This window comes from Flavobacterium psychrolimnae (assembly GCF_003312425.1).
Lineage (GTDB): Bacteria > Bacteroidota > Bacteroidia > Flavobacteriales > Flavobacteriaceae > Flavobacterium > Flavobacterium psychrolimnae.
In genome coordinates this window covers 225,755-245,913 of the sequence record NZ_QNUX01000002.1, presented here as the reverse complement: position 1 = coordinate 245,913, position 20,159 = coordinate 225,755, and the positions used below count along the sequence as shown (strand labels likewise).

20 protein-coding genes are annotated in these 20,159 nt (G+C 32.5%); 6 read left to right on the top strand and 14 right to left on the bottom strand.

Annotated features, from left to right (window positions below):
* Positions 1-416: 416 nt before the first annotated feature.
* The 8 genes from DR980_RS03310 to DR980_RS03275 all read right to left on the bottom strand — a co-directional run bounded on the left by DR980_RS03310 (position 417) and on the right by DR980_RS03275 (position 7,780).
* Positions 417-1,607, bottom strand: coding sequence for a hypothetical protein (locus tag DR980_RS03310; RefSeq protein ID WP_113633839.1), 1,191 nt, complete (start codon positions 1,605-1,607; stop codon positions 417-419).
* Positions 1,608-1,622: 15 nt separating this feature from the next.
* Positions 1,623-2,453, bottom strand: coding sequence for a type 1 glutamine amidotransferase (locus DR980_RS03305; RefSeq protein ID WP_113633838.1), 831 nt, complete (start codon positions 2,451-2,453; stop codon positions 1,623-1,625).
* A gap of 77 nt (positions 2,454-2,530) precedes the next feature.
* The gene (locus DR980_RS03300; RefSeq protein ID WP_113633837.1) at positions 2,531-3,640 is read right to left on the bottom strand and encodes a carboxylate-amine ligase; all 1,110 of its coding nucleotides are present in this window, start codon (positions 3,638-3,640) and stop codon (positions 2,531-2,533) included.
* 68 nt (positions 3,641-3,708) lie between these two features.
* Complete coding sequence (locus tag DR980_RS03295) at positions 3,709-4,650, bottom strand: ATP-grasp domain-containing protein (RefSeq protein WP_113633836.1); 942 nt, start codon at positions 4,648-4,650, stop codon at positions 3,709-3,711.
* Between the two features lie 56 nt (positions 4,651-4,706).
* The gene (locus DR980_RS03290; protein ID WP_113633835.1) at positions 4,707-5,420 is read right to left on the bottom strand and encodes an esterase family protein; all 714 of its coding nucleotides are present in this window, start codon (positions 5,418-5,420) and stop codon (positions 4,707-4,709) included.
* Between the two features lie 307 nt (positions 5,421-5,727).
* Positions 5,728-6,114 (bottom strand): glyoxalase, encoded by a 387-nt coding sequence (locus DR980_RS03285; protein WP_113633834.1) that lies wholly within the window; start codon positions 6,112-6,114, stop codon positions 5,728-5,730.
* A 138-nt stretch (positions 6,115-6,252) separates the two neighbouring features.
* On the bottom strand, positions 6,253-7,509 hold the full coding sequence (locus tag DR980_RS03280; protein ID WP_113633833.1) for a mechanosensitive ion channel family protein: 1,257 nt from the start codon (positions 7,507-7,509) through the stop codon (positions 6,253-6,255).
* On the bottom strand, positions 7,502-7,780 hold the full coding sequence (locus tag DR980_RS03275) for a DUF3817 domain-containing protein (RefSeq protein ID WP_091169746.1): 279 nt from the start codon (positions 7,778-7,780) through the stop codon (positions 7,502-7,504). The genes DR980_RS03280 and DR980_RS03275 overlap by 8 nt, the downstream gene beginning before the upstream one ends.
* Before the next feature lie 102 nt (positions 7,781-7,882).
* On the opposite strand from DR980_RS03275, the gene DR980_RS03270 reads away from it, so the two are divergent.
* From DR980_RS03270 to DR980_RS03255, 4 genes are all read left to right on the top strand, one after another.
* Positions 7,883-8,410 (top strand): DUF6155 family protein, encoded by a 528-nt coding sequence (locus tag DR980_RS03270; RefSeq protein ID WP_113633832.1) that lies wholly within the window; start codon positions 7,883-7,885, stop codon positions 8,408-8,410.
* Between the two features lie 106 nt (positions 8,411-8,516).
* Complete coding sequence (locus tag DR980_RS03265; protein WP_113633831.1) at positions 8,517-10,061, top strand: DEAD/DEAH box helicase; 1,545 nt, start codon at positions 8,517-8,519, stop codon at positions 10,059-10,061.
* A gap of 143 nt (positions 10,062-10,204) precedes the next feature.
* The gene (locus DR980_RS03260) at positions 10,205-11,542 is read left to right on the top strand and encodes a DEAD/DEAH box helicase (RefSeq protein WP_113633830.1); all 1,338 of its coding nucleotides are present in this window, start codon (positions 10,205-10,207) and stop codon (positions 11,540-11,542) included.
* Positions 11,543-11,639: 97 nt separating this feature from the next.
* A complete protein-coding gene (locus tag DR980_RS03255; protein ID WP_113633829.1) occupies positions 11,640-12,914 on the top strand; it encodes an NAD(P)/FAD-dependent oxidoreductase in 1,275 nt (424 codons plus the stop codon).
* Between the two features lie 19 nt (positions 12,915-12,933).
* Here the strand turns inward: DR980_RS03255 and DR980_RS03250 are convergent, their stop codons facing one another.
* On the bottom strand, positions 12,934-14,163 hold the full coding sequence (locus tag DR980_RS03250) for a multidrug effflux MFS transporter (RefSeq protein WP_113633948.1): 1,230 nt from the start codon (positions 14,161-14,163) through the stop codon (positions 12,934-12,936).
* Between the two features lie 240 nt (positions 14,164-14,403).
* Positions 14,404-14,910: a DUF2911 domain-containing protein gene (locus DR980_RS03245; protein WP_113633828.1), complete on the bottom strand. Its 507-nt coding sequence runs from the start codon at positions 14,908-14,910 to the stop codon at positions 14,404-14,406.
* A gap of 183 nt (positions 14,911-15,093) precedes the next feature.
* Between DR980_RS03245 and DR980_RS03240 the strand changes: the two genes are divergently transcribed.
* Both DR980_RS03240 and DR980_RS03235 read left to right on the top strand, forming a co-directional pair.
* Complete coding sequence (locus DR980_RS03240) at positions 15,094-17,010, top strand: DUF294 nucleotidyltransferase-like domain-containing protein (RefSeq protein WP_113633827.1); 1,917 nt, start codon at positions 15,094-15,096, stop codon at positions 17,008-17,010.
* Positions 17,011-17,012: 2 nt separating this feature from the next.
* Positions 17,013-17,609, top strand: a complete 597-nt coding sequence (locus DR980_RS03235; RefSeq protein WP_113633826.1) for a 3'-5' exonuclease — start codon at positions 17,013-17,015, stop codon at positions 17,607-17,609.
* 8 nt (positions 17,610-17,617) lie between these two features.
* On the opposite strand, the gene DR980_RS03230 is transcribed toward DR980_RS03235, so the two are convergent.
* The 4 genes from DR980_RS03230 to DR980_RS03215 are packed head-to-tail and all read right to left on the bottom strand — an operon-like array spanning position 17,618 to position 20,156.
* On the bottom strand, positions 17,618-18,109 hold the full coding sequence (locus DR980_RS03230; RefSeq protein WP_113633825.1) for a 4'-phosphopantetheinyl transferase family protein: 492 nt from the start codon (positions 18,107-18,109) through the stop codon (positions 17,618-17,620).
* 26 nt (positions 18,110-18,135) lie between these two features.
* Positions 18,136-18,396 (bottom strand): acyl carrier protein, encoded by a 261-nt coding sequence (locus DR980_RS03225; RefSeq protein ID WP_113633824.1) that lies wholly within the window; start codon positions 18,394-18,396, stop codon positions 18,136-18,138.
* A gap of 53 nt (positions 18,397-18,449) precedes the next feature.
* Positions 18,450-19,721 (bottom strand): beta-ketoacyl-[acyl-carrier-protein] synthase family protein, encoded by a 1,272-nt coding sequence (locus DR980_RS03220; protein ID WP_113633823.1) that lies wholly within the window; start codon positions 19,719-19,721, stop codon positions 18,450-18,452.
* Positions 19,722-20,156, bottom strand: coding sequence for a 3-hydroxyacyl-ACP dehydratase FabZ family protein (locus DR980_RS03215; protein WP_113633822.1), 435 nt, complete (start codon positions 20,154-20,156; stop codon positions 19,722-19,724). It abuts the gene before it with no gap.
* Positions 20,157-20,159 lie beyond the last annotated feature (3 nt).

Below are 20,159 nucleotides of genomic sequence, written 5' to 3'. Positions count from 1 at the left end.
AAAAAATATATTTTTGGCAAGCTGGAAATAAAGTGTAATCCTTTTTTTTTATCGTTTTTATTTAAAATTCATAGGTTTTAACTTATAAAATTTTACTCTATTTTCATTTTAAGGATTTTCAATGCGTTAAAATGACATTATCGCCAAAAATTGTAGATAAAAAAGAACTATAAATAATGTAGTGAAATTCTGTAATGGCAGAATCATTAATATTATTGGTCTAAAACCAAATAAAAGTTCAATTTAGTAAGTACTAGAAGTAATTATTTAAATGAAAATAAAATGTAAAAAATTACAAAAATCAAGATTTAAGGAGGTTATTAAGTTGGCAAAATCCATTTGAAATAATTCATAAAAATTTCAATTTATTTTAGGGAACATAATTAAATTTCAATTACCCTAATGCATAGAATATTTTATCTTTCAAATAATCCAAGTGTTCCGCCAACCCAATCTTTATCTTGGTTAAATTTCACACCTATCATTTCGCCACGGCTCAAGCGCACTAAGTTGCAGACTAGAGTAGGAGCGGCATCCTCTTTTTTCCAAATACAAAGTACACGAACTTCTGCTTTCACTTTTCCTTCAGGAGATTGTATAATAGGAAGGTAGTTCACCTTTTTTTGAAGAATATAAAGCTCTTTTTCAACTACGGCTTCGATTTCTTCTTTTGTAACATGAAAAATAACGCCTGTTCCTGAAAATGAAAATAGTGGTTTTAGAACATAGTTTTCTAAGTCCTTGGGAATTTCCTTTAGTTCGCTTAAAAGAGTAGTTTCAATAAAGTATTTCCCTTTTAAAAGAGGTAAAATAAATTTACTGATTCTGAAAAACCAATTAGGGTGTCCTGCCCATTCCACATCAAGTTCATCAGAAAAATGAAAATTTAACTTTAAATCAGTTCGCAAATCCAATTCATCGAAAATAACTCGATTATAGATTCTTTTTACGAGAATTTCATTTCCAGTCGAATTTTTATAGAATAATTGATTACCCTTTTTTATTAAGTCAGTAACGCATACAATTGGAATCCCGATATCTCTTTTACAATAATAAAAATCAATCTTGGTATTTTGTTTTTCAGGTTCTATTTCAAGCAGAATAACATTTTCTTTTGGATGATGATTGCAAATTGCTTCTTCCAAAATATCCAAATATTCTTGTGGCTGAATATTATTTATAAAAGGAGTCAATTCACTAAGAAAAGGGAAATGGTTCTGGAACTTTTGATATAAATTAAACTGATAATTGTACAATGAAGGAAATCCTTGTACCTCGATTAATTTAGGGATAATTTGACCTTCTTCTTCACAAATGCCAAAATCAATTGCTAAAAAAGTAGTGTGATCATCCTCATTAGGAACTTTATGATTAAGTTCTAATGATTTGTTTGTAAGTGATTTAAAATCTTCTTTCTGAATGAAAGCTATAACATCGTTACAACCTTCAATTAACTGTTCTTTTAATTCTTTAGAAATAAAAAAAGGAGTTTCAGCTAAGCGAAAAGTAGGCAAATAATTAAAATCGGAAGCAATATCATTTTTGAATTCCTGATATTTCTTTTCTGTAAACTGAGCATTAAATAACTCCCGATATTTTGTAATCATTTGGAATGTTTTAAGTTAGTTAGAGAATGTTTTTTTAGTTTTCATCAAATCATTGATTGCTATTCGAAGAAAATTAGGAATCAAAGTTTCATTTGTTCTGTAAATTTTATCATCATCCAATAAATCTTCCAGCATGTTTCTGAATTTCTTTTTCCCTTTCATTTCCTTAATTTTTTCCTTCGCTTCTTTATTTCTCAAATGGGAAACAAAGCTTATCGGATCTGCTTCAGGATGAAATTGTGTACCTACAAAATAATCGGTAAAACGAACCGCCATAATCGCACGTTCATATTGCACATGATCTCTGATTTTTTCTAATGAAATAATCTTGGCGCCTTTTTTTGCAAAAACACTTAACTTAGGTTGTACAACTTGGTAATCTCTGGAATCAATCGCGTAAAAAGGATCTGCTAAACCCTCAAATAAAGGATCTGTTTTCCCTTCATTCGTTTTATGCATCGTCATCACTCCAAAAGAAGTATCATTTCTTTTGGTCACCGTTGCCAGTCCAAAATGCAGACAGGCCATTTGAAAAGAATGACAAATAAACAAAACATGTTTTTTAACCGGATTTTCAGCATTCCATTTGTTTAGCGAATCAATAAATTCATAGTATTTTACATCCCAATTACCATCACCAATTAAAGGGTTTCCGGGACCACCAGTTGAAATATAAATATCAAAGGATTTTATATCAGGTAACTCGCTTTTTAGCCGAACATCAAATATTTTAAAACTCACCACCGGACTAAATCTATTGATAATTTCAATAATACAGCGCATTCCCTGATTAGGTTCTCCGTTGTACATATCTAAAAGGGCGATTTTTATGATTTTATTGGACATAATCTATTTTTAAAAACAATGTGCAAAGGTAACTTATATTTTATGACGGCCGGCAAAACATATTAAGCGTTTTATTTTTATAATCCTTTAGTAAATTCACCAGTTATAAAGTCGACCACGCTGGACAAATCTCCCGTTTCTTGAAAAATTGCGAGTTGCTTATCAGCTCCAGTTCCGTTTTTCAGAATTTCATGAACGTAATTTATATCGGAACGACTTCCTAATTCGTCCACAACATCATCAATGAAATCAAGCAATTCCAGAATTAGCATTTTAGTTTCGACTTCTTTTTGTAAACCAAAATCAATCATGTTATTTTCAATTCCGTAACGTGCCGCACGAAATTTATTTTCTTTTATCAAAGCCAGTCTGTACACATTAAAACTGGTATTATTCATATTCAATTTATAGAGTTTGGCTACAATTGCTTGAATAATTGCGACAATACAAATGGTTTCATCTACTGTCAATGACATATCACAAATCCGGAATTCAATCGTGTTGTAAAAGGGATGTAATCGTAAATCCCACCAAATTTTCTTGGGGTTATCAATACAATTCGTCTTTACCAAAGTCTCCAGATAATTATCATACGAACTAACCGAATCAAAATATTCCGGAAGGCCCGTCCTTGGAAATTTATCAAAAACCTTTGTTCTAAAGGATTTATAGCCTGTTTGTCTTCCTTCCCAAAATGGGGAATTAGTCGAAAGCGCAAATATATGCGGCAGGAAATAAGTGGCCTGATTCATCAATTGTAAACCAATTTCACGATTTTCAATACCTACATGACAATGCATTCCAAAAATCAAATTAGAACGCGCCGCATCCTGCAATTCATTTACAATATCGTGATACCGCGGATCGTCCGTAATGGGCTGATCCTGCCATTTTGAGAATGGATGCGTTCCCGCTCCGCCCACAATAAGATCTTGTTTGTCTGCTAATTCAACGATTTTGGAACGTAAAAACCGAATCTCATTTCTGGCATCGTTTACATTATTGCAAATATTAGTGCCCACTTCAACCACAGATTGATGCATTTCAGCCTTAACCTGCTCATTCAAAATTATCTTTGCACCATCCACAATTTTGGATAAATGCGACCGCAAATCTCTAGTTACAGGATCTATAATTTGATATTCTTCTTCTACACCAAGTGTAAAAACAGGTAATTTCTTTAACATAATTATTTTTTTAGTGTTCAGTCGCAGTCGCAGTTTTCAGTCTGTTTACTGAATACTGCGACTGAAAACTATTTTACTGCATCTTTGATAAAAGTACCCCAAGTCAAGTTCATTTTTTCTGGTTTTTGCTTTTTTGCGGCAGCGATTGCCATTTTCGCAGCTTCTTCCACAACCCATTCAAAATTTTCAGCACCTACTGAAGTCAACTCGGCATCAGGAGCTGGATTTCCAAAATCTATCGCATATGGAATTCCATCTCTCACGGCAAATTCTACTGTGTTAAAATCGTATCCCAAACCTTTACAAAGTTTTAAAGTATAGTCTTTTATGGTGGCCAATAATTTTTTATCTACAGGAGGACCATCAATTACATAACGCAAATGATGAGGGTTTCTTGGTTCGTATTGCATAATCCTAACGGCTTTGCAACCCAAACAGTATACTCTGAAGTATTCAGTAAAAACGATTTCCTCTTGTAACATCATTACCAACTGTCCCGTTTCCTGATGTTTTTCCCAAAATTCTTCAATGTTTTCTAAACGATATACGTTTTTCCATCCACCGCCAGCATACGGTTTCATATAGGCAGGAAAGCCAATATATTCAAATATTCCTTCCCAATCCATTGGATATTTTAAGTTTCGGAATGATTTTCCGGTCGTATCCGTAGGATGTTCCGCCGAAGGAAGAATCACAGTGTTAGGCAGTGGAACTCCGAGTGTATCAGCCAATGCATTATTGAAAAATTTATCATCAGCGCTCCACCAGAAAGGGTTGTTGATTACATTTGTTCCTGTCAAAGCTGCGTTTTTTAAATAGGCGCGATAAAAAGGGACATCTTGTGAAATACGGTCAATAATTACAGCATATTCTCCATCTTTATTTTGAACTACCTTATCTATAGCGACTGCTTCCGCAATGATTCCTTTTTCGTTTTTTGAATTGACACGATCAATAAATGCTTGCGGAAAAGTGTCTTCCATTCCAAATAAAATTCCAATTTTTTTCATCTTGATACGTTTATAAATTACTTAATTTTATTTTGTTTTTCTTCTGGGACTGGAATCTAAAAAAATCTGATTCTTGATAAATAGTGCGGAAACATTTCTTTCCAAACCGGCCAGTCATGTTTGTGTTCCTGACGAATATCCAGCCAGTGATGGATGTTTCTATCGCTTAAAACCTTACTTAATTTTAGATTGGCATCAAAACAAATATCCCAGTTTGAAGTTCCCAGCACAATATCCATATTCCATAATTCTTGGTCATTTAGGCCATATAGATAATCTTCGGGACTGTTATAAAATACGTCGTCATTATGAAAACCATCCAAAAAACTCTTGATATTGAAAGCGCCACTCATAGAAAATAGGTGACTCACATAACCTGGATGTCTAAATGCAAAATTTGCCGCATGGTAACCACCAAAACTGCAACCTGCCATAGCTACTTTGCCTGAGGGCGTATTGTTTTTTACCCTCTCAACAATTTCGTGGCAAATCATTTTGTCATATCTGACGTGATTTTCTATACGGTGAACAGGATGGATATTTTTATTGTAAAAACTGTCTTTGTCAATACTGTCTGGACAAAATATTTGGATTAAACCTTGTTCAAGGTACCATTTTGCGGATTCTATCAATCCCATATCTTTATTTTCATGGTAACTTCCCATAGAAGTTGGAAATAAGATTACAGGATATCCAGCATGTCCAAAAACCAACATTTCAATATCTCTATTTAAATTTGGGGAATGCCATTTGAAATATTCTTCCTTCATAAAATTACTTTTAACAATTATAATGAAAAAAATCATACAAATAGCAGATAAATACGAACTTAACTAATATTTATTATAAAAAAGATTAGAATTATTAAATTAGAAAGAAATAGTAATATTTAGATTAAGAAAAAGCAAATTTTTAAATTATAAACAATAAATGACGCTGTTTTAACATTGTGGAGTTTTGAATTCAAAACGCATTTCATTTCTAAATTGCGGATAAATATTCCTTAAAATCACTATTTATAGTAGATTCATCAATTTTTAATAAAACGAAATATTGCGTTTTACAGCTTTTTTAAATCTAAAAAAGCTGTACTTGGCTTTTTAATCGTTCTACCAACATACTCATCATTCTTTTGTTGATATTTGAAGAGTTTTTTACATAAACAGCATATTCATCAGCGGTGAATAATCCGACAATCATTCCCTTCAAAGCATTTCTGAACTTGATGTCTTTTTGGATCGCTTTTTCTATAATTGTCGACTTTTTATCAGCAGAATGACTGTAAAAATCAACTTTGTTTTTACTGATATAATTAGAAAACGATGCTAAAAATAAATCATTTTGTAGCTTTAAAATAGGACGAAGAACTTCATTTTGAAATGATTCTTCAGTAGTAGATTGTGTGGTTACGGAACCGATTGTCTGTCCTCGAAATTCTTTTAAAAAAGTATCACGTGTGTTCATTTTTTTTCTTTAAAATTAAAACAAAATGAAATAGGAATAGTAAATTTTACTTTAGTAATTAAAAATAATAAAATTTAAACGCGTAAAACATGTTTTTTGGCAAATCTAATTTTCCTGAATATCTTGATTTAAAAATACTTAGGCAGGAAATTCATTCTCAGTGGCTGTTTCGAAAATTTCTAAGTCAAAATATCCCACTGAAGCAATGATATGATCAAATATATCCGACATGATGTACTCGTAATTTTCAAATCGTTTGTCATGGGAAAATGCGTAAACTTCAAGCGGAACACCATGCGACGTAGATTGTAATTGGCGGCAAAGCATCAGCATATCTTGATTTAATCCGGGATATTGGAAAAGATATTCGGTAATATATTTTCGAAACAATCCTAAATTAGTCAGATTTCGTCCATTTATAGCAATGGATTTATCAATTTTATTACTGGAATTATATTCGTCTATTTCTAATTTTCGGGTGTCAATATAATCCGAAATAAGATGAATTTTTTTTAAGTCATTCAATTCGGCTTCTTCTAAAAACCGAATACTACTTGTTTTGATTAGAATGTGTCTTTTGATACGTCGACCATCAGAATTGAGCATTCCTCGCCAGTTTTGAAACGAATCAGAACTTAAACTATAAGTGGGAATTGTGGTTGTGGTATTGTCAAAATTTCGAACTTTTACAGTCGCCAAATTGATTTCAATCACATCTCCATCAGCTCCAAATTTATCCATTGTAATCCAGTCGCCAATTCGAACCATGTCATTAATAGAAACCTGAACACTAGAAACAAAACCTAAAATAGTGTCCCTGAATATCAAGATTATCACCGCCGAAACCGCTCCTAAAATAGTTAAAAGCTCCTTTTTATCAATATCAAATAATTTTGAAATAATTAAGGTTATCCCAATAACCCAAAGCATTATCATGATTACCTGAATAAAACTGTCGATTGGTTTGTCGCTATATCTCGGTTTTAGTTTTAAATAATCGCGCAAAGCATTGAATATCGTACGTATAATCCATAAAACCAGAATGATGATATAGATTCCAACTAGTTTTCCAAAAAATCCTTCCCAGTATTCAAATCGTTCTAAAATAATTGGTACTGATTTGTAAATAAAAAGTAGAGGAATTAAATGTGCAATATATTTCGCCGTTTTGTTCGTTACCAGCAAATCATCAAATTTGGTTTTGGTTTTTTGGGCAATTACAGCCATGATTGTCACTAGAACAAGCCTAAAAATCACGTATATGAGATACGCCATAACGCACAAAACAACAATATTCAGCACTAAGCTAAAATAGGAAGCTAAACTGCTTCCAAATCCCCATTTTCGAAATACAGGATATAGAAAAGTGAATATTTTTTCTATGTATTTATACATTTTTAAGGTATTTTCTTTCTATGTAAAAAGTACCAAATGGAGGAATTGACGCAATACAAATTATAAAATATTTTTTAAAATCCCATTTTTCTTTAAATTTTAAAATTGTTGCAAGGACAATGTATAAAGTAAATAATATTCCGTGCGCCATACCAATATGTTTAACATAAAAAGGGTCATTGTAAATATATTTCATTGGCATAGCAAAGAAAAACAATAGTAAAGCAGATATCCCCTCTATTATTGCAGTAATTTTAAAAATCTTAAGCATTTGAATTTATTTAGTTTTAATGAGCCAAAATTAAGTATTAAGTTTGATTTTTAGCGCATTGATTCCGAAAGTAAATTACTTTTGTATTCTTAAACTTTGATAATGAGTAAACGCGATTTAAAAAAATACTTAGCCGAACTAAATAAGGAGCAACTCGAAGAACAAATTATTGAATTGTACGAGAAATTCAGTCCCGTAAAAGTCTATTATAATTTTGTTTTTAATCCAAAGGAAGAAACACTTTTGCAGGAATGCAAACTCAAAATTTCCAATGAATATTATCCGTTCAAAAAGGCGGGAAGACGCAGCAAACCGAAAATGCGTCGCTCTGTTGCTCAAAAATATATCAAGCATTTCCTTCTTTTGGGAGTAGATCCCTTTGTAATTGCTGATGTGATGCTCTACAATATTGAAATTGCGCAAACATTCTCATCGGAACATGAAATAAAACAAGATTTATTTTTCAAAAGTATGTTCAACTCATTTGAACAAGCAGTAATTTTCTTGATTGCAAATGGAATTCTGAATGACTTTAAACCAAGAATAATAGCGATTCATAACGAAACCGTGAAACAAAAATGGTATAACGAGCCTGAATTCAATGCTATTATAGAGCGATTTGAATATTAATCTCCTGCATAATTCAATTTTATTTAATCAATCCCTTTTTTTTTATTTAAAATTGACAATTAAACTGTTTTTTAGGCGTATTTTTGCAAAAATCCAACAATAAGCAATGTCCCAAAACACTTTAGAAATAGAAATCGAAGACAAAAAAGAACTTTATGCGTACCAAAAAGGCGATATTGATGCCATATTTGAACGCATTGATAATGCACCACCACAGCATCATTTGTTATACCAATTGCCGACAGGCGGTGGAAAAACAGTAGTTTTTTCTGAAATCGTACGACGTTATTTGTCTCAACACGATAAAAAAGTAGTTGTTTTAACACACCGAATTGAGTTGTGTAAGCAAACTTCAAAAATGTTGAAGGGTTTTGATGTGAAAAACAAAATCATCAACAGTAAAGTAAAAGAACTTCCAGACCAAAACGATTATTCTTGTTTTGTAGCCATGGTTGAAACTTTGAAAAACCGTATCAACGATGAAAAACTTCATTTGGATAATGTAGGATTGGTAATCATCGATGAGGCACATTACAATTCATTCCGAAAATTATTAAGCTCTTTCAAAAATGCCTTTATATTAGGAGTAACAGCTACACCTTTAAGTTCCAATATAAAATTGCCAATGCATGAAAGCTACGATGAGTTAATCGTAGGAGACACCATTAGTTCGTTGATTGCAAATGGATTTTTAGCAAAAGCGGTAACCTATAGCTATGATGTGGGTTTAACCTCTCTAAAAGTAGGTATCAACGGGGATTACACTGTTAAATCATCAGATGATTTATATACGAATATGGCCATGCAGGAAAAATTATTGCATGCTTATACGGAGAAATCTTTGGGCAAGAAAACCTTAATTTTCAATAATGGTATCAATACGTCTTTATATGTATATGAAACATTTAGAGAAGCCGGTTATGCCATCCGCCACTTAGATAATACCAGCAATAACGAGGAAAGAAAAGATATTTTGCATTGGTTTAAGCACACGCCGGATGCTATTTTGACTTCAGTTGGAATTCTTACCACCGGATTTGATGAACCAACCGTAGAAACAATTATTTTAAATAGAGCAACAAAATCACTGACATTATACTATCAAATGATTGGTCGTGGTTCTCGAAAATTACCTAATAAAGATACTTTCAACGTTATCGATTTAGGAAATAATGCTGCCCGATTTGGATTGTGGAGCGAGCCTGTAAACTGGCAGCACATTTTTAAATCACCAGAATTTTACCTTGAAAATTTACGTGATGATACAGAAATAGAATTGTATTTTAAATACAGTATGCCTCCTGAAATCCGTGCTAAATTCAGTAAAACCGAAGTCGTAACTTTTGATGTTGATGAAGAGCACAAACTCATTATCAAACAAAATTTGCGCTCTAAAGAAGTTTTGGAAAAATCATTAGAGCAACACGCTGCAATGTGTGTTGATAATTCAGAAACTTTACAAGAAGCAAAAGCATTAGGGAAATTGCTGGATGACGATATCGATTGTCGCATCAAGCGCTATTCAAAATGTTTGAGTCAGTGCAGTAAAAATTACCGTGAATGGCTTGTTGACGATTATAAACTGAAACTAGTATTGTTAACTGGTAAAAAATATCGTGAAAAAATCATGAACGAACCGGACGAAGATTAATATTTCTTTTTCAAGGAGCTAATCCTGCTATTCGTTGTAATCTTTTCCTTTTTAAAGAAAAAAGGAAAAGGATTTCCACTGCTATCAGGGCTAAAAATTACGTTTACAAAACAACAATTTTATAAAATATAAAATCCAAAAATATGCCAAAACAATTCTCTGATTTAGGAATTTCAGCACCAATAATAAAAGCGATTACCGAATTGAAAATTGTTGTCCCAACAGAAATTCAACAAAAAGCAATTCCGTTACTTTTATCAAATACTACGGATTTGGTTGGTCTTGCTAAAACGGGTACAGGAAAAACAGCAGCTTTTGGATTGCCTATTTTACAATTAATTGATACTAATTTACCAGTGATACAAGCTGTTATTTTAGTTCCAACACGTGAATTAGGACATCAGATTTTTTCTAATTTAGAAAGTTTTGCAAAATATTTACCTGAAGTTTCTATTGCCTCAACTTGTGGAGGAATTCCAATAAAACCACAAATAGAACGACTTTCATTGCCAACACATATTGTTGTGGCAACTCCTGGAAGATTGATTGATTTGATTCAGCGCAAAGCAATAAACTTAAAGGAAACCAAATTCATTGTGCTCGACGAAGCTGATGAAATGGTTACAATATTAAAAGAAAGTTTAGACGAAATCATCGCTCAGTTACCTGCTTTACACAAGACTTTTTTATTCTCGGCAACTATGCCTGGAACTATCAAACAATTGATTCAGAATTATTTGAACAAAAATGTGGTGCAAGTTAGTGCCAACATGGAAACAATAGGAAATCAAGGAATTGACCATGAATATATTGTAGTTGATCCTATTGAAAAACTAGATGTTTTGATGCATTTCTTGAATTCTAAAGAAGGAGAACGCGGTATTATCTTTTGTAAAACCAAAGCAGCGGTCAATAAATTAGCTAAAAATTTAGCCATCAACCGCTTTTCTTCAGGCGCATTGCACGGCAGTTTATCACAAGGAATTAGAGATAGAATCATGGAGCAATTCCGTGAAGGACATATCAATATATTAGTTGCGACAGATTTAGCTGCAAGAGGAATTGACGTAAAGGAAATTTCTTATGTGGTGAATTATCATTTGCCAGATGTTTATGAAGCATACGTACATCGTAGTGGTAGGACGGCAAGAGCAGGAGCAAAGGGACTTTCTTTAACGGTTTTACAACCCGAAGAAGTAGTTGAAATCGCTGATTTCGAAAAAGAATTAGGAATAAAATTTACTCAGTTCAAAAAACCAACGGTTGCCAATATCGAAGAAAACAATACTTTGTTATGGGCGAAGCAAATTTTCAAGACAAAACCCAATCATGATGTTGCTCCAGAATTAAAAGAAAAAATAAAAACGGTTTTTCATCATTTGACTAAAGATGAGTTAATTGAAAAATTATTGGCTAATTATATATTGCAAAATAAAAATGAACCAACAGAAAAACCGGTTAAAAGACAAAAAATGAAGTAAAATTTATAAGTTTTTTAATACTTGTATATTTAATCACATCCATAAATAGCTTATATTTATGGATGTTTTTTTTTGATTGAATATTAAATAATACTTTATGGAAATTGTAATAATAGGTGGAGGATTTGCGGGAATTAATCTTGCTAAAGAACTAGTAAACGAAAAAGGTATCAACGTAACGCTCGTAGATAAAAACAATTATAATTTCTTTGCTCCGCTTATATATCAGGTTGCAACGGCTTTTTTAGAACCGTCCAGTATCAGTTATCCATTTCGAAAATTTTTCTCAGGGAAAAAAAATCTACAATTCCGTCTTGGAAATTTATTAAAAGTAAATCCTTCCGAAAATAAAATCATCCTCAACAATGGAGAATTAACATACGATTACCTAGTTTTTGCCACTGGTGCCGAAACAAGTTACTTTGGAATGGAAAACGTAAAGAAAAATGCTATTCCAATGAAAACGCTTAATGATGCCATTGTGATGCGTAATACATTATTGAAAAATTTGGAAAAAGCAGCCATTTGCAAAGACATTCGCGAACGCCGAAAATTATTAACTATTGTTGTGGCTGGCGGCGGTCCAACAGGAGTGGAAGTTTCTGGAATGTTTGCTGAAATGCGTAAAAGTATTTTGTTGAAAGAATATCCGGAATTAAGTACTACCGCAAGCAATATTTATCTGGTTGACGGCGCAAATGCCGTATTATCACCTATGAGTAAAGCATCGCAGGAAGACACACTGGATGCATTGACAAAATTGGGTGTTGTAGTAAAATTAAACACTACTGTGGTAGATTATATTGATGACACCGTGTATTTTGGAAATGGCGAAACCATTCAAACTAAGAATTTAATTTGGGCCGCTGGAGTTTCTGCAAAAATATTTGAAGGAATTCCGGCTGAGAGTTATGGTCGTGGAAAAAGAATGGCTACTGATGCCTTCAATAAAGTGAATGGTACTGAAAATATCTATGCAATAGGCGATACTTGTATTCAACTTACAGATACCGATTTTCCTAATGGTCATCCGCAAGTGGCTCAAGTTGCGATTCAACAAGGAATAAATTTGGCTAATAATTTTAAAAGAATGAGTCAAAAAAAGCCATTTAAACCCTTTAAATATAATGATAAAGGATCTATGGCTATTATTGGAAAAAATAAGGCTGTAGTGGATCTACCAAAACCAAAAATGCATTTCAAAGGCTTTTTTGCCTGGATTATATGGCTGTTTATTCATCTCATATCATTGATTACTTATCGCAACAGAGTGAAAACATTCTTTAACTGGATGATTGCTTATTTCGCTAAAGATCAATCACTTCGAATGATTATAAGACCCGATAAAAAGATAAAGACAGAAGTAAAATAGCACTTAATCGAATTTATATTTAATGAACTATTACAATTTCTTCATCACCGGAAGTTGTAATAGTTTTTTTTATGTTTCGTTTTCCAAAAATTAAAATAATCAGTGCCAGAATTGTAGAAACTGTCATAATCCAAACCATTGGCAACATAGAATTTTTTACAAAAACGCCCACTGCAAAAGATGCTAAAGCACCTAAACCTAACTGAATCGCGCCCATCAATGCGGAGGCACTACCGGCATTTCTTGAAAATGGAGCAAGGGTAAGTCCCGCAGTATTGGGATTTGAGATGCCTAAACACGCCAGAAATAAAAACAACATTGCAATGGTTTCATATAAACCTAAAAGATCATTTATTGCCAAAATCAGAAATAAAACACTAATTCCTGCCTGTGAAATTAATGCACCTAGAATCATTAGTTCACTATTAAATTTTCTTAATAACAATGAATTTAATTGGCTGGCACTTATAAAACTTAAAGACATAAAGGCAAATATCCAGCCATACGTTTTTGCATCAACTTCAAAAACATCCATAAATAAAATAGGAGAAGCCGCAACATAAGTAAACAATCCGGAGAAAGCAATCGCACCAGCAAAAGCATACGTATAAAATTGAGGTTCTTTCAGAATGCTAATAAAGTTGCTGATAATAGGTTTTGGTTTTAAAGAAATAGAAGTATCAGGCAAATAACTGTTTGGTAAAACGATTTGGGCAGCTATAAGAATTACAATTCCCATGCACATCAATATAAAAAATACGGTATGCCAACCATAATCTGCGGTAACGTAACCACCAATAGTCGGCGCCAACATTGGCGAAAGCCCAACAACTAACATTAATAAAGAAAATACTTTTGGAATATCTTTTACTGGAAACAAATCCCGAACCATAGAAACAGAAGCTACTGTAGCAGCACAACTACCAACAGCTTGAATAAATCGTAATCCAATAAAAGTATCAATATCAGTTACAAAAACGCAACCTAATGATGCTAATATGTAAACTAACAATCCTATAAATAAAGGTTTTTTTCGACCAAAACGGTCTAATAAAGGTCCATAAAGCAATTGTCCTGCGGAAATTCCGATAAAATAACTAGATAAAGTCATCGAAACATTAGCAACGGAAGTATTCAAGTCTTTAGCAATCCCAGCAAAACCAGGTAAATACATGTCAATTGAAAACGGACCTAAAGCTGTTAGTGAGCCTAAAATCAGGATCAATTTTATATATCTTGTTTTTGTCATTTCGGAATCGCTCATGAAAATTGTTTTTTTTTAATTTTTTGCAAAGGTAAATAATTATCAAGTGATTTAAATCGAAAGGCTTTTAAATATAAGTTTTTTGCTAAAATACATTCGTATATTTAAATGAACTATAATTTATATTATGTAAAATAGACTTTATGAAAACCACTACATTTAATATGAAAAAAACAGCATCTACTATTGTCGATGCTGTTTATAAAATTATAAAAACCTATGAACTTACTTTACTGAAAATTGTATCGTCCAATTATCCCAATTTAACGAAACCGTATTTTTTTCGATAAGGTAAACTAATTTTTCAGCTTTTGCTTTAGCAACTTTTTGCTTAACCGTAACTCTTAATTGATCTTCTTTTTCTTTGTATTTATAAGCGCCCCATTGTTTTGCTTCTTTATTGAAAATGATTACACATTCTTTTTCATTTGGAATAATAAAAAAAGAATATTTACCAGCAGGTAATTTTGAACCTTCAATAGTTACTTCTTTATCAGTTTCAAAAGTTGTTGCATCATTCGCTCCGGCACGCCAAACTTGATTAAATGGCACTAATTTTCCCCAAATCTCTCTGCCTTTTACCGAAGGACTACCATAATTAATGGTGATTGTGGCTCCATTAATTTTCCCGGTTACAACTTCCTTTGTTGATGTGGGTTTGTCCTGCGCATTAATAAAATTTACAATCAATAATGCGATAAAAGAAAAATGTATTTTTCTAAGTAATTTCATAATTTAAATGTATTAGTTAAGCTATAAAAGTAAAAAAAGTTGCTATAATTCATCATAATGGTCATTTAATTTATGAAAAAATTAAGTAATGTATAATTTAACTGTTTTGCCTCATTATTGGTAGTGTTATAATTTTTAAATTTGTTATTTTTACAGAAATATAGATTATTTATTTGCCAAACTATGAATACAATTGCTGAGCACATTGCTGATTTTTTAAAGGAATATCCACCATTTAATCACTTGACATTTGAAGAGTTATCTGAAATTGCAATCAGCATTCGCGTTGTAAATTTGGAAAAACATAAAATATTATTTCAAATAAATGATCTTTTGCACGATAGCTTTTATGTAGTAGCTTCAGGAGTGATCAATTTATCTGTTATAGCTGATGCTGAGGAAACATTATTAAACAAATGTAATGAAGGAGATATTTTTGGTTTGCGCCCGTTTTTTGCCAAAAATAATTACATGATGACCGCTAAAGCCAGAGAAGAAAGTATTGTTTACGCTATTCCTATAGCTACTTTTCGCCCTTTTGTAGCCAATAATTCTGAAGTTCTAAATTTTTTATTGGAAAGTTTTGCAGTAAACACCCGTAATCCTAAAGATAAAGAAAATCTAATAGGAAAATTGATCTCTGATAATGTGTTCTATTCGGATCAGCAATCGGAAATGCAATATTTTCAATCTTTATCCTATAATACTTCTCCTTTAAAAACAACGGTTACAGCAATTGCAAAGGATGTTGCACAATTAATGACCGAATCATTAAAAAATAATATCGTAGTATGTGATAATAATATTCCTTTAGGTATTATTACAGATACTGATATGCGTTCTAAAATTGCCACTGGCAGATATCCAGTAACTGTTTCAGTGGATAAAATCATGTCATCACCAGTGATCACAGTAGTTGAAAATGTTTCTCTTGCGGAAGCTCAATTATTGATGTTAAAGCACAATGTGACGCATTTGTGTGTAACTCAGGATGGAACTGACAAATCTGATGTGAAAGGAATTATATCAGAACACGATTTAATAGTGGCTCAAGCCAATAATCCGGGGGTTTTAATCAAAGAAATAAAACGTTGCCAATCACCAAAAGAACTAAAACAAATTCGGGAACGACTCACCGATTTGATTCAGACTTCAATTTCTAAAAACATTCCGCTTTCACACATTTTTAATATTGCCAGCGAAATTAATTTGGCTATCATTAAACGCTCCGTTGAATTATCTATTTTGGATTTAGGCTCTCCTCCTGCCCGTTTTGCGTGGTTAAGTATAGGAAGTCAAGGAAGAAAAGAACAGTTATTGTTGACGGATCAGGACAGCATCTTAATTTTTGAAGATGTTGCAGCTGAAAAATATCGTGAAGTGAAAGATTATTTCCTTAGACTTGGAAAAAGAACAACCGCTACATTAGAAAAAATTGGTTATGAATTATGTCCAAACGGACATATGGGAAGCAATATGCTTTGGTGTAAATCACTGACTGATTGGACAAAACAATATGACAGTTGGATGAACACTCCAGGTGAAAACAGTAATGATTTAAGCAGTATTTTCTTTGATTACGAAATTACTTTTGGCGAACAAAAGATTGAAGATGCCATTGGAAATGTTGTTTTTAAAAATGCCAAAAATAATACACTCTTCTTTGATTTCTTGGGTAACGATGCCTTGAGAAAAAATTCACCATTGACTTTTTTCAAAAATTTCATTGTGGAAGAAGAAGGTCCTAACAAAGATAAATTTGATATCAAAACTCGCGCTTTGATGCCTTTGATTGATGGGTCACGTTTATTTATTTTAAATTTTGATATCCGAGGAATCAACAACACTTTTCAAAGGTTCAAGCAGTTAGCCATCACAGACCCAAAACATGCAGAAATTTATCTTAATTGTGGTGAAGCATTTTTGATTTTATCTAAATTTAGAACGCTCGAAGGTTTAAAGAATGATAACTCTGGGCAATTTATAAATTTGAATGAACTTTCAAAAATTGATAGAGAAAAATTAAAAAATGCTCTAGCTCCTATGAGAGAATTAGAGGAATTAATTAAAAGTAAATTTCAACTTACTCAATTTTCATAATTATGTTAGACTGGCTTAAAAATATTAACAAAGAATATCCTGAATTTTGGAAAACCTATGTTTCTAAATTTGATAAGAAATCCACTCGATTTGTTGTTTTATCCACTGAAACTTCTGGATTAAATCCGAATAAAGATGTCATTTTGTCTATTGGATCATTTGCGGTTACAAATGATAGTATCGCTATTGGTGATAGTTTTGAAGCAGTTTTATTGCAATATAAATTTTTTCATGATAACGGACTTTCTAATGAATTTTTAGTAGAAAGTAAAATGAAAAAATTGGGTGAGTCTGATGCCATAAAATCCTTTATTGAATTTATTGGAAATTCTATTTTAGTGGGGCACCATATTGATTTTGATGTGGAAATGATCAATGCTGCATTAGAACGATTAGATTGCGGGCGATTGAAGAATGAAGCTCTTGATGTTGATGTTATGCATCGAAAACTGAATGATATTAATGATAAACAATTTTCATTGGATGAACTATGCACCGCTTACAATATTCCAAAAAGTGACCGAAATTCATCTGCTGAAGATGCCTATAAAACGGCTTTATTATTTTTGAAATTGAAATCTAGACTAGGTATAAAGTAATATTTTCTTTAATCCGTCAGAGTTATTCCTTTCCAAAATCTTCCGTGATGGGTTATGGAAACCAATTTTTTTATTTTTGAATCGAAATCGATTATAAAAGGTATTCCGTTATTTTTAAAGATTTCATCGGAAGAACTAATATTTTCAATCTTGTCGAAATGTTTTTTATTTGCCACGGCAATTGTATAGATTGAATCGTTTTGAATTTTACTTTGAGTGAAATATATTTTCTCTTTTATAGAAACTGTTCCCAAAGTTGCGTTTTCGAAAGAACATTCTAATTTCAGTGGAAAAAAACCACGAATTCCTGTTTCTCGATTGTAGATTTTATAAGCTGCCTCTTTTCTAGACCATAAATTCCAAACTATAATTTCTGGATTCGTATCATTCAAAATCAATTGCTGCTCGTTTTTAGTAAATATTTTATCTAAAAAGCGATTGCGTTGCCAGTTACTTTCTTTTTTGGCTAAAGCCAAATCTACAATGTCGTTTCCAATCATTTATTTACTGAATTTTTACTGCTAATTCACGAATTTTTTTCTGACAACTTATTTTCGATAATTTCCATTGCTGCTTTTACATTAATCATGCGTTCCATAGCCTCATTATCAATTACAATGTCATATTTCTCCTCAATGTCTAAAATCACATCTACTAAATTAGCAGAATTGATTTTCAAATCATTTATAAAATCAGTATCTTCTGTAAGCACATCAAAAGCTTCTTGATTTTGAATATACGGCTTTACTATATTTTTTAATTCTTCAATTGTTTGTTCTTTATTCATAATTTTTACTTTTTGTTAATGTATTGAATTCTAAATTACCTACGAATATGTGACTAAATATATTTCTTAAAAATTACGCATCCATTTACATCGCCAAAACCAAAACTGGCCTTTGCAATTATATTCAATTCCTTTTCAATCAGTTGTTGTGGTATTCTCGATTCATCAATTATTGCTGTAATTTCAGAATGTAAATCGGTACAATTGATATTCGGAAAAATAAATCCATGATGCAATTGCAGTACCGAAGCCACACTTTCAATACTTCCCGCACCTGACAAACAATGACCTACCATTGATTTCAAAGAGTTTATGTATGGGAAATCTTTTCCTTTTCTACCCAAAGCTTCACTCCAATTCTGAATTTCCAAACTGTCTTTGGAAGTGGCTGTCAAATGTCCGTTGATTGCGTCAATTTCATTGGCTGAAATTCCTGCATTTTCAATAGCATTTTGAATACATTTCTGCACAGCAATAGGATTTGGAGCAGTCATCGTTCCTAAACCGCGTTGTCCGCCAGAATTTACATTTCCTCCCAAAACTTCGGCATAGATTGTAGCTCCTCGGGCAATCGCACTTTCTAAATCTTCCAAAACCAAAGCTCCTGCTCCACTTCCGGGAACAAATCCTGAAGCACTTGCTGACATTGGTCTTGAGCCTTGTTCCGGATTTTCATTATGCTTAAAAGTACATACTTTCATCGCGTCAAAGCCACCCCAAATATATGGTCCGGAATCGCTTGTGCTTCCTGCTAAAATGCGTTTGGCCTGACCGGATTTTATACGTTCATACGACATCAAAATACTTTCGGTTCCAGTTGTACAAGCTGAAGAATTAGTTGACACTTGATTTCCCAATCCTAATTTTCCGCCCAGATAAGCACTTACGCCACTATTCATCGTTTGCGCTACGGCAGTACTGCCCAATCTTCGCGTTTGAAAATCATCTATTTTATAAATGCTTTCCCGAAATTTATCAATTCCAGAAGTTCCTGTTCCAAAAATAGTTCCGCTGTCCCAATCCGGTTCTTCATTTATTTCCAAAGATAATCCTGCATCTTTCCAAGCGTCAATTCCGGCAATCACTCCATATAAAATTCCCGTAGAATTGAAGTTTCTCAACTCTAGTTCGGAGAAATATTTTAAAGCTAATTCAGTAGAAATTTCTGGTTTTCCTGCTATTTGACAAGAAAATTGCAATCGTTCCAATTCTGGATCATGCTTTATTCCTGAAATTCCATTTTTGATGGCATGAGTAAACGCATCAAGTCCTACTCCATTTGGAGCAACAACACCAAGACCAGTAACTACGACACGTTTTTTCATTTATTTAGAAATTATCATTCCGGCAATTATTCCTGTACAAACCTCTTCACCTTTTTCATTCTTCATAATGACTTTACATTTTAATTTTCCGAATCTAAAGTATACTTTTTCTGAAATCACGGTCACTTTTTCTTTAGGAAAAACAGGTTTTAAAAATTCTATTTCTGTTGATGTTAAGGCGATTGAAGTAGTTGTACTAAATGAATCATCCAATAAAAAAATCCCAAGACAAACTAATCCAATTTGCGCCATAACTTCCGTTAAAATAACTCCTGGAGTTACTGGATTATCTTTAAAATGTCCTTTGTAAAAATCAAGGTTTCCATCAAAAGTGTAGGTTCCTTCTACCCCATTTTCATTGATTTGAAGAATTTCGTCCACAAACAAAAACGGTTTGGAATACGGTAATTTTGCTATGATTTCTTGGTTAGTCATATT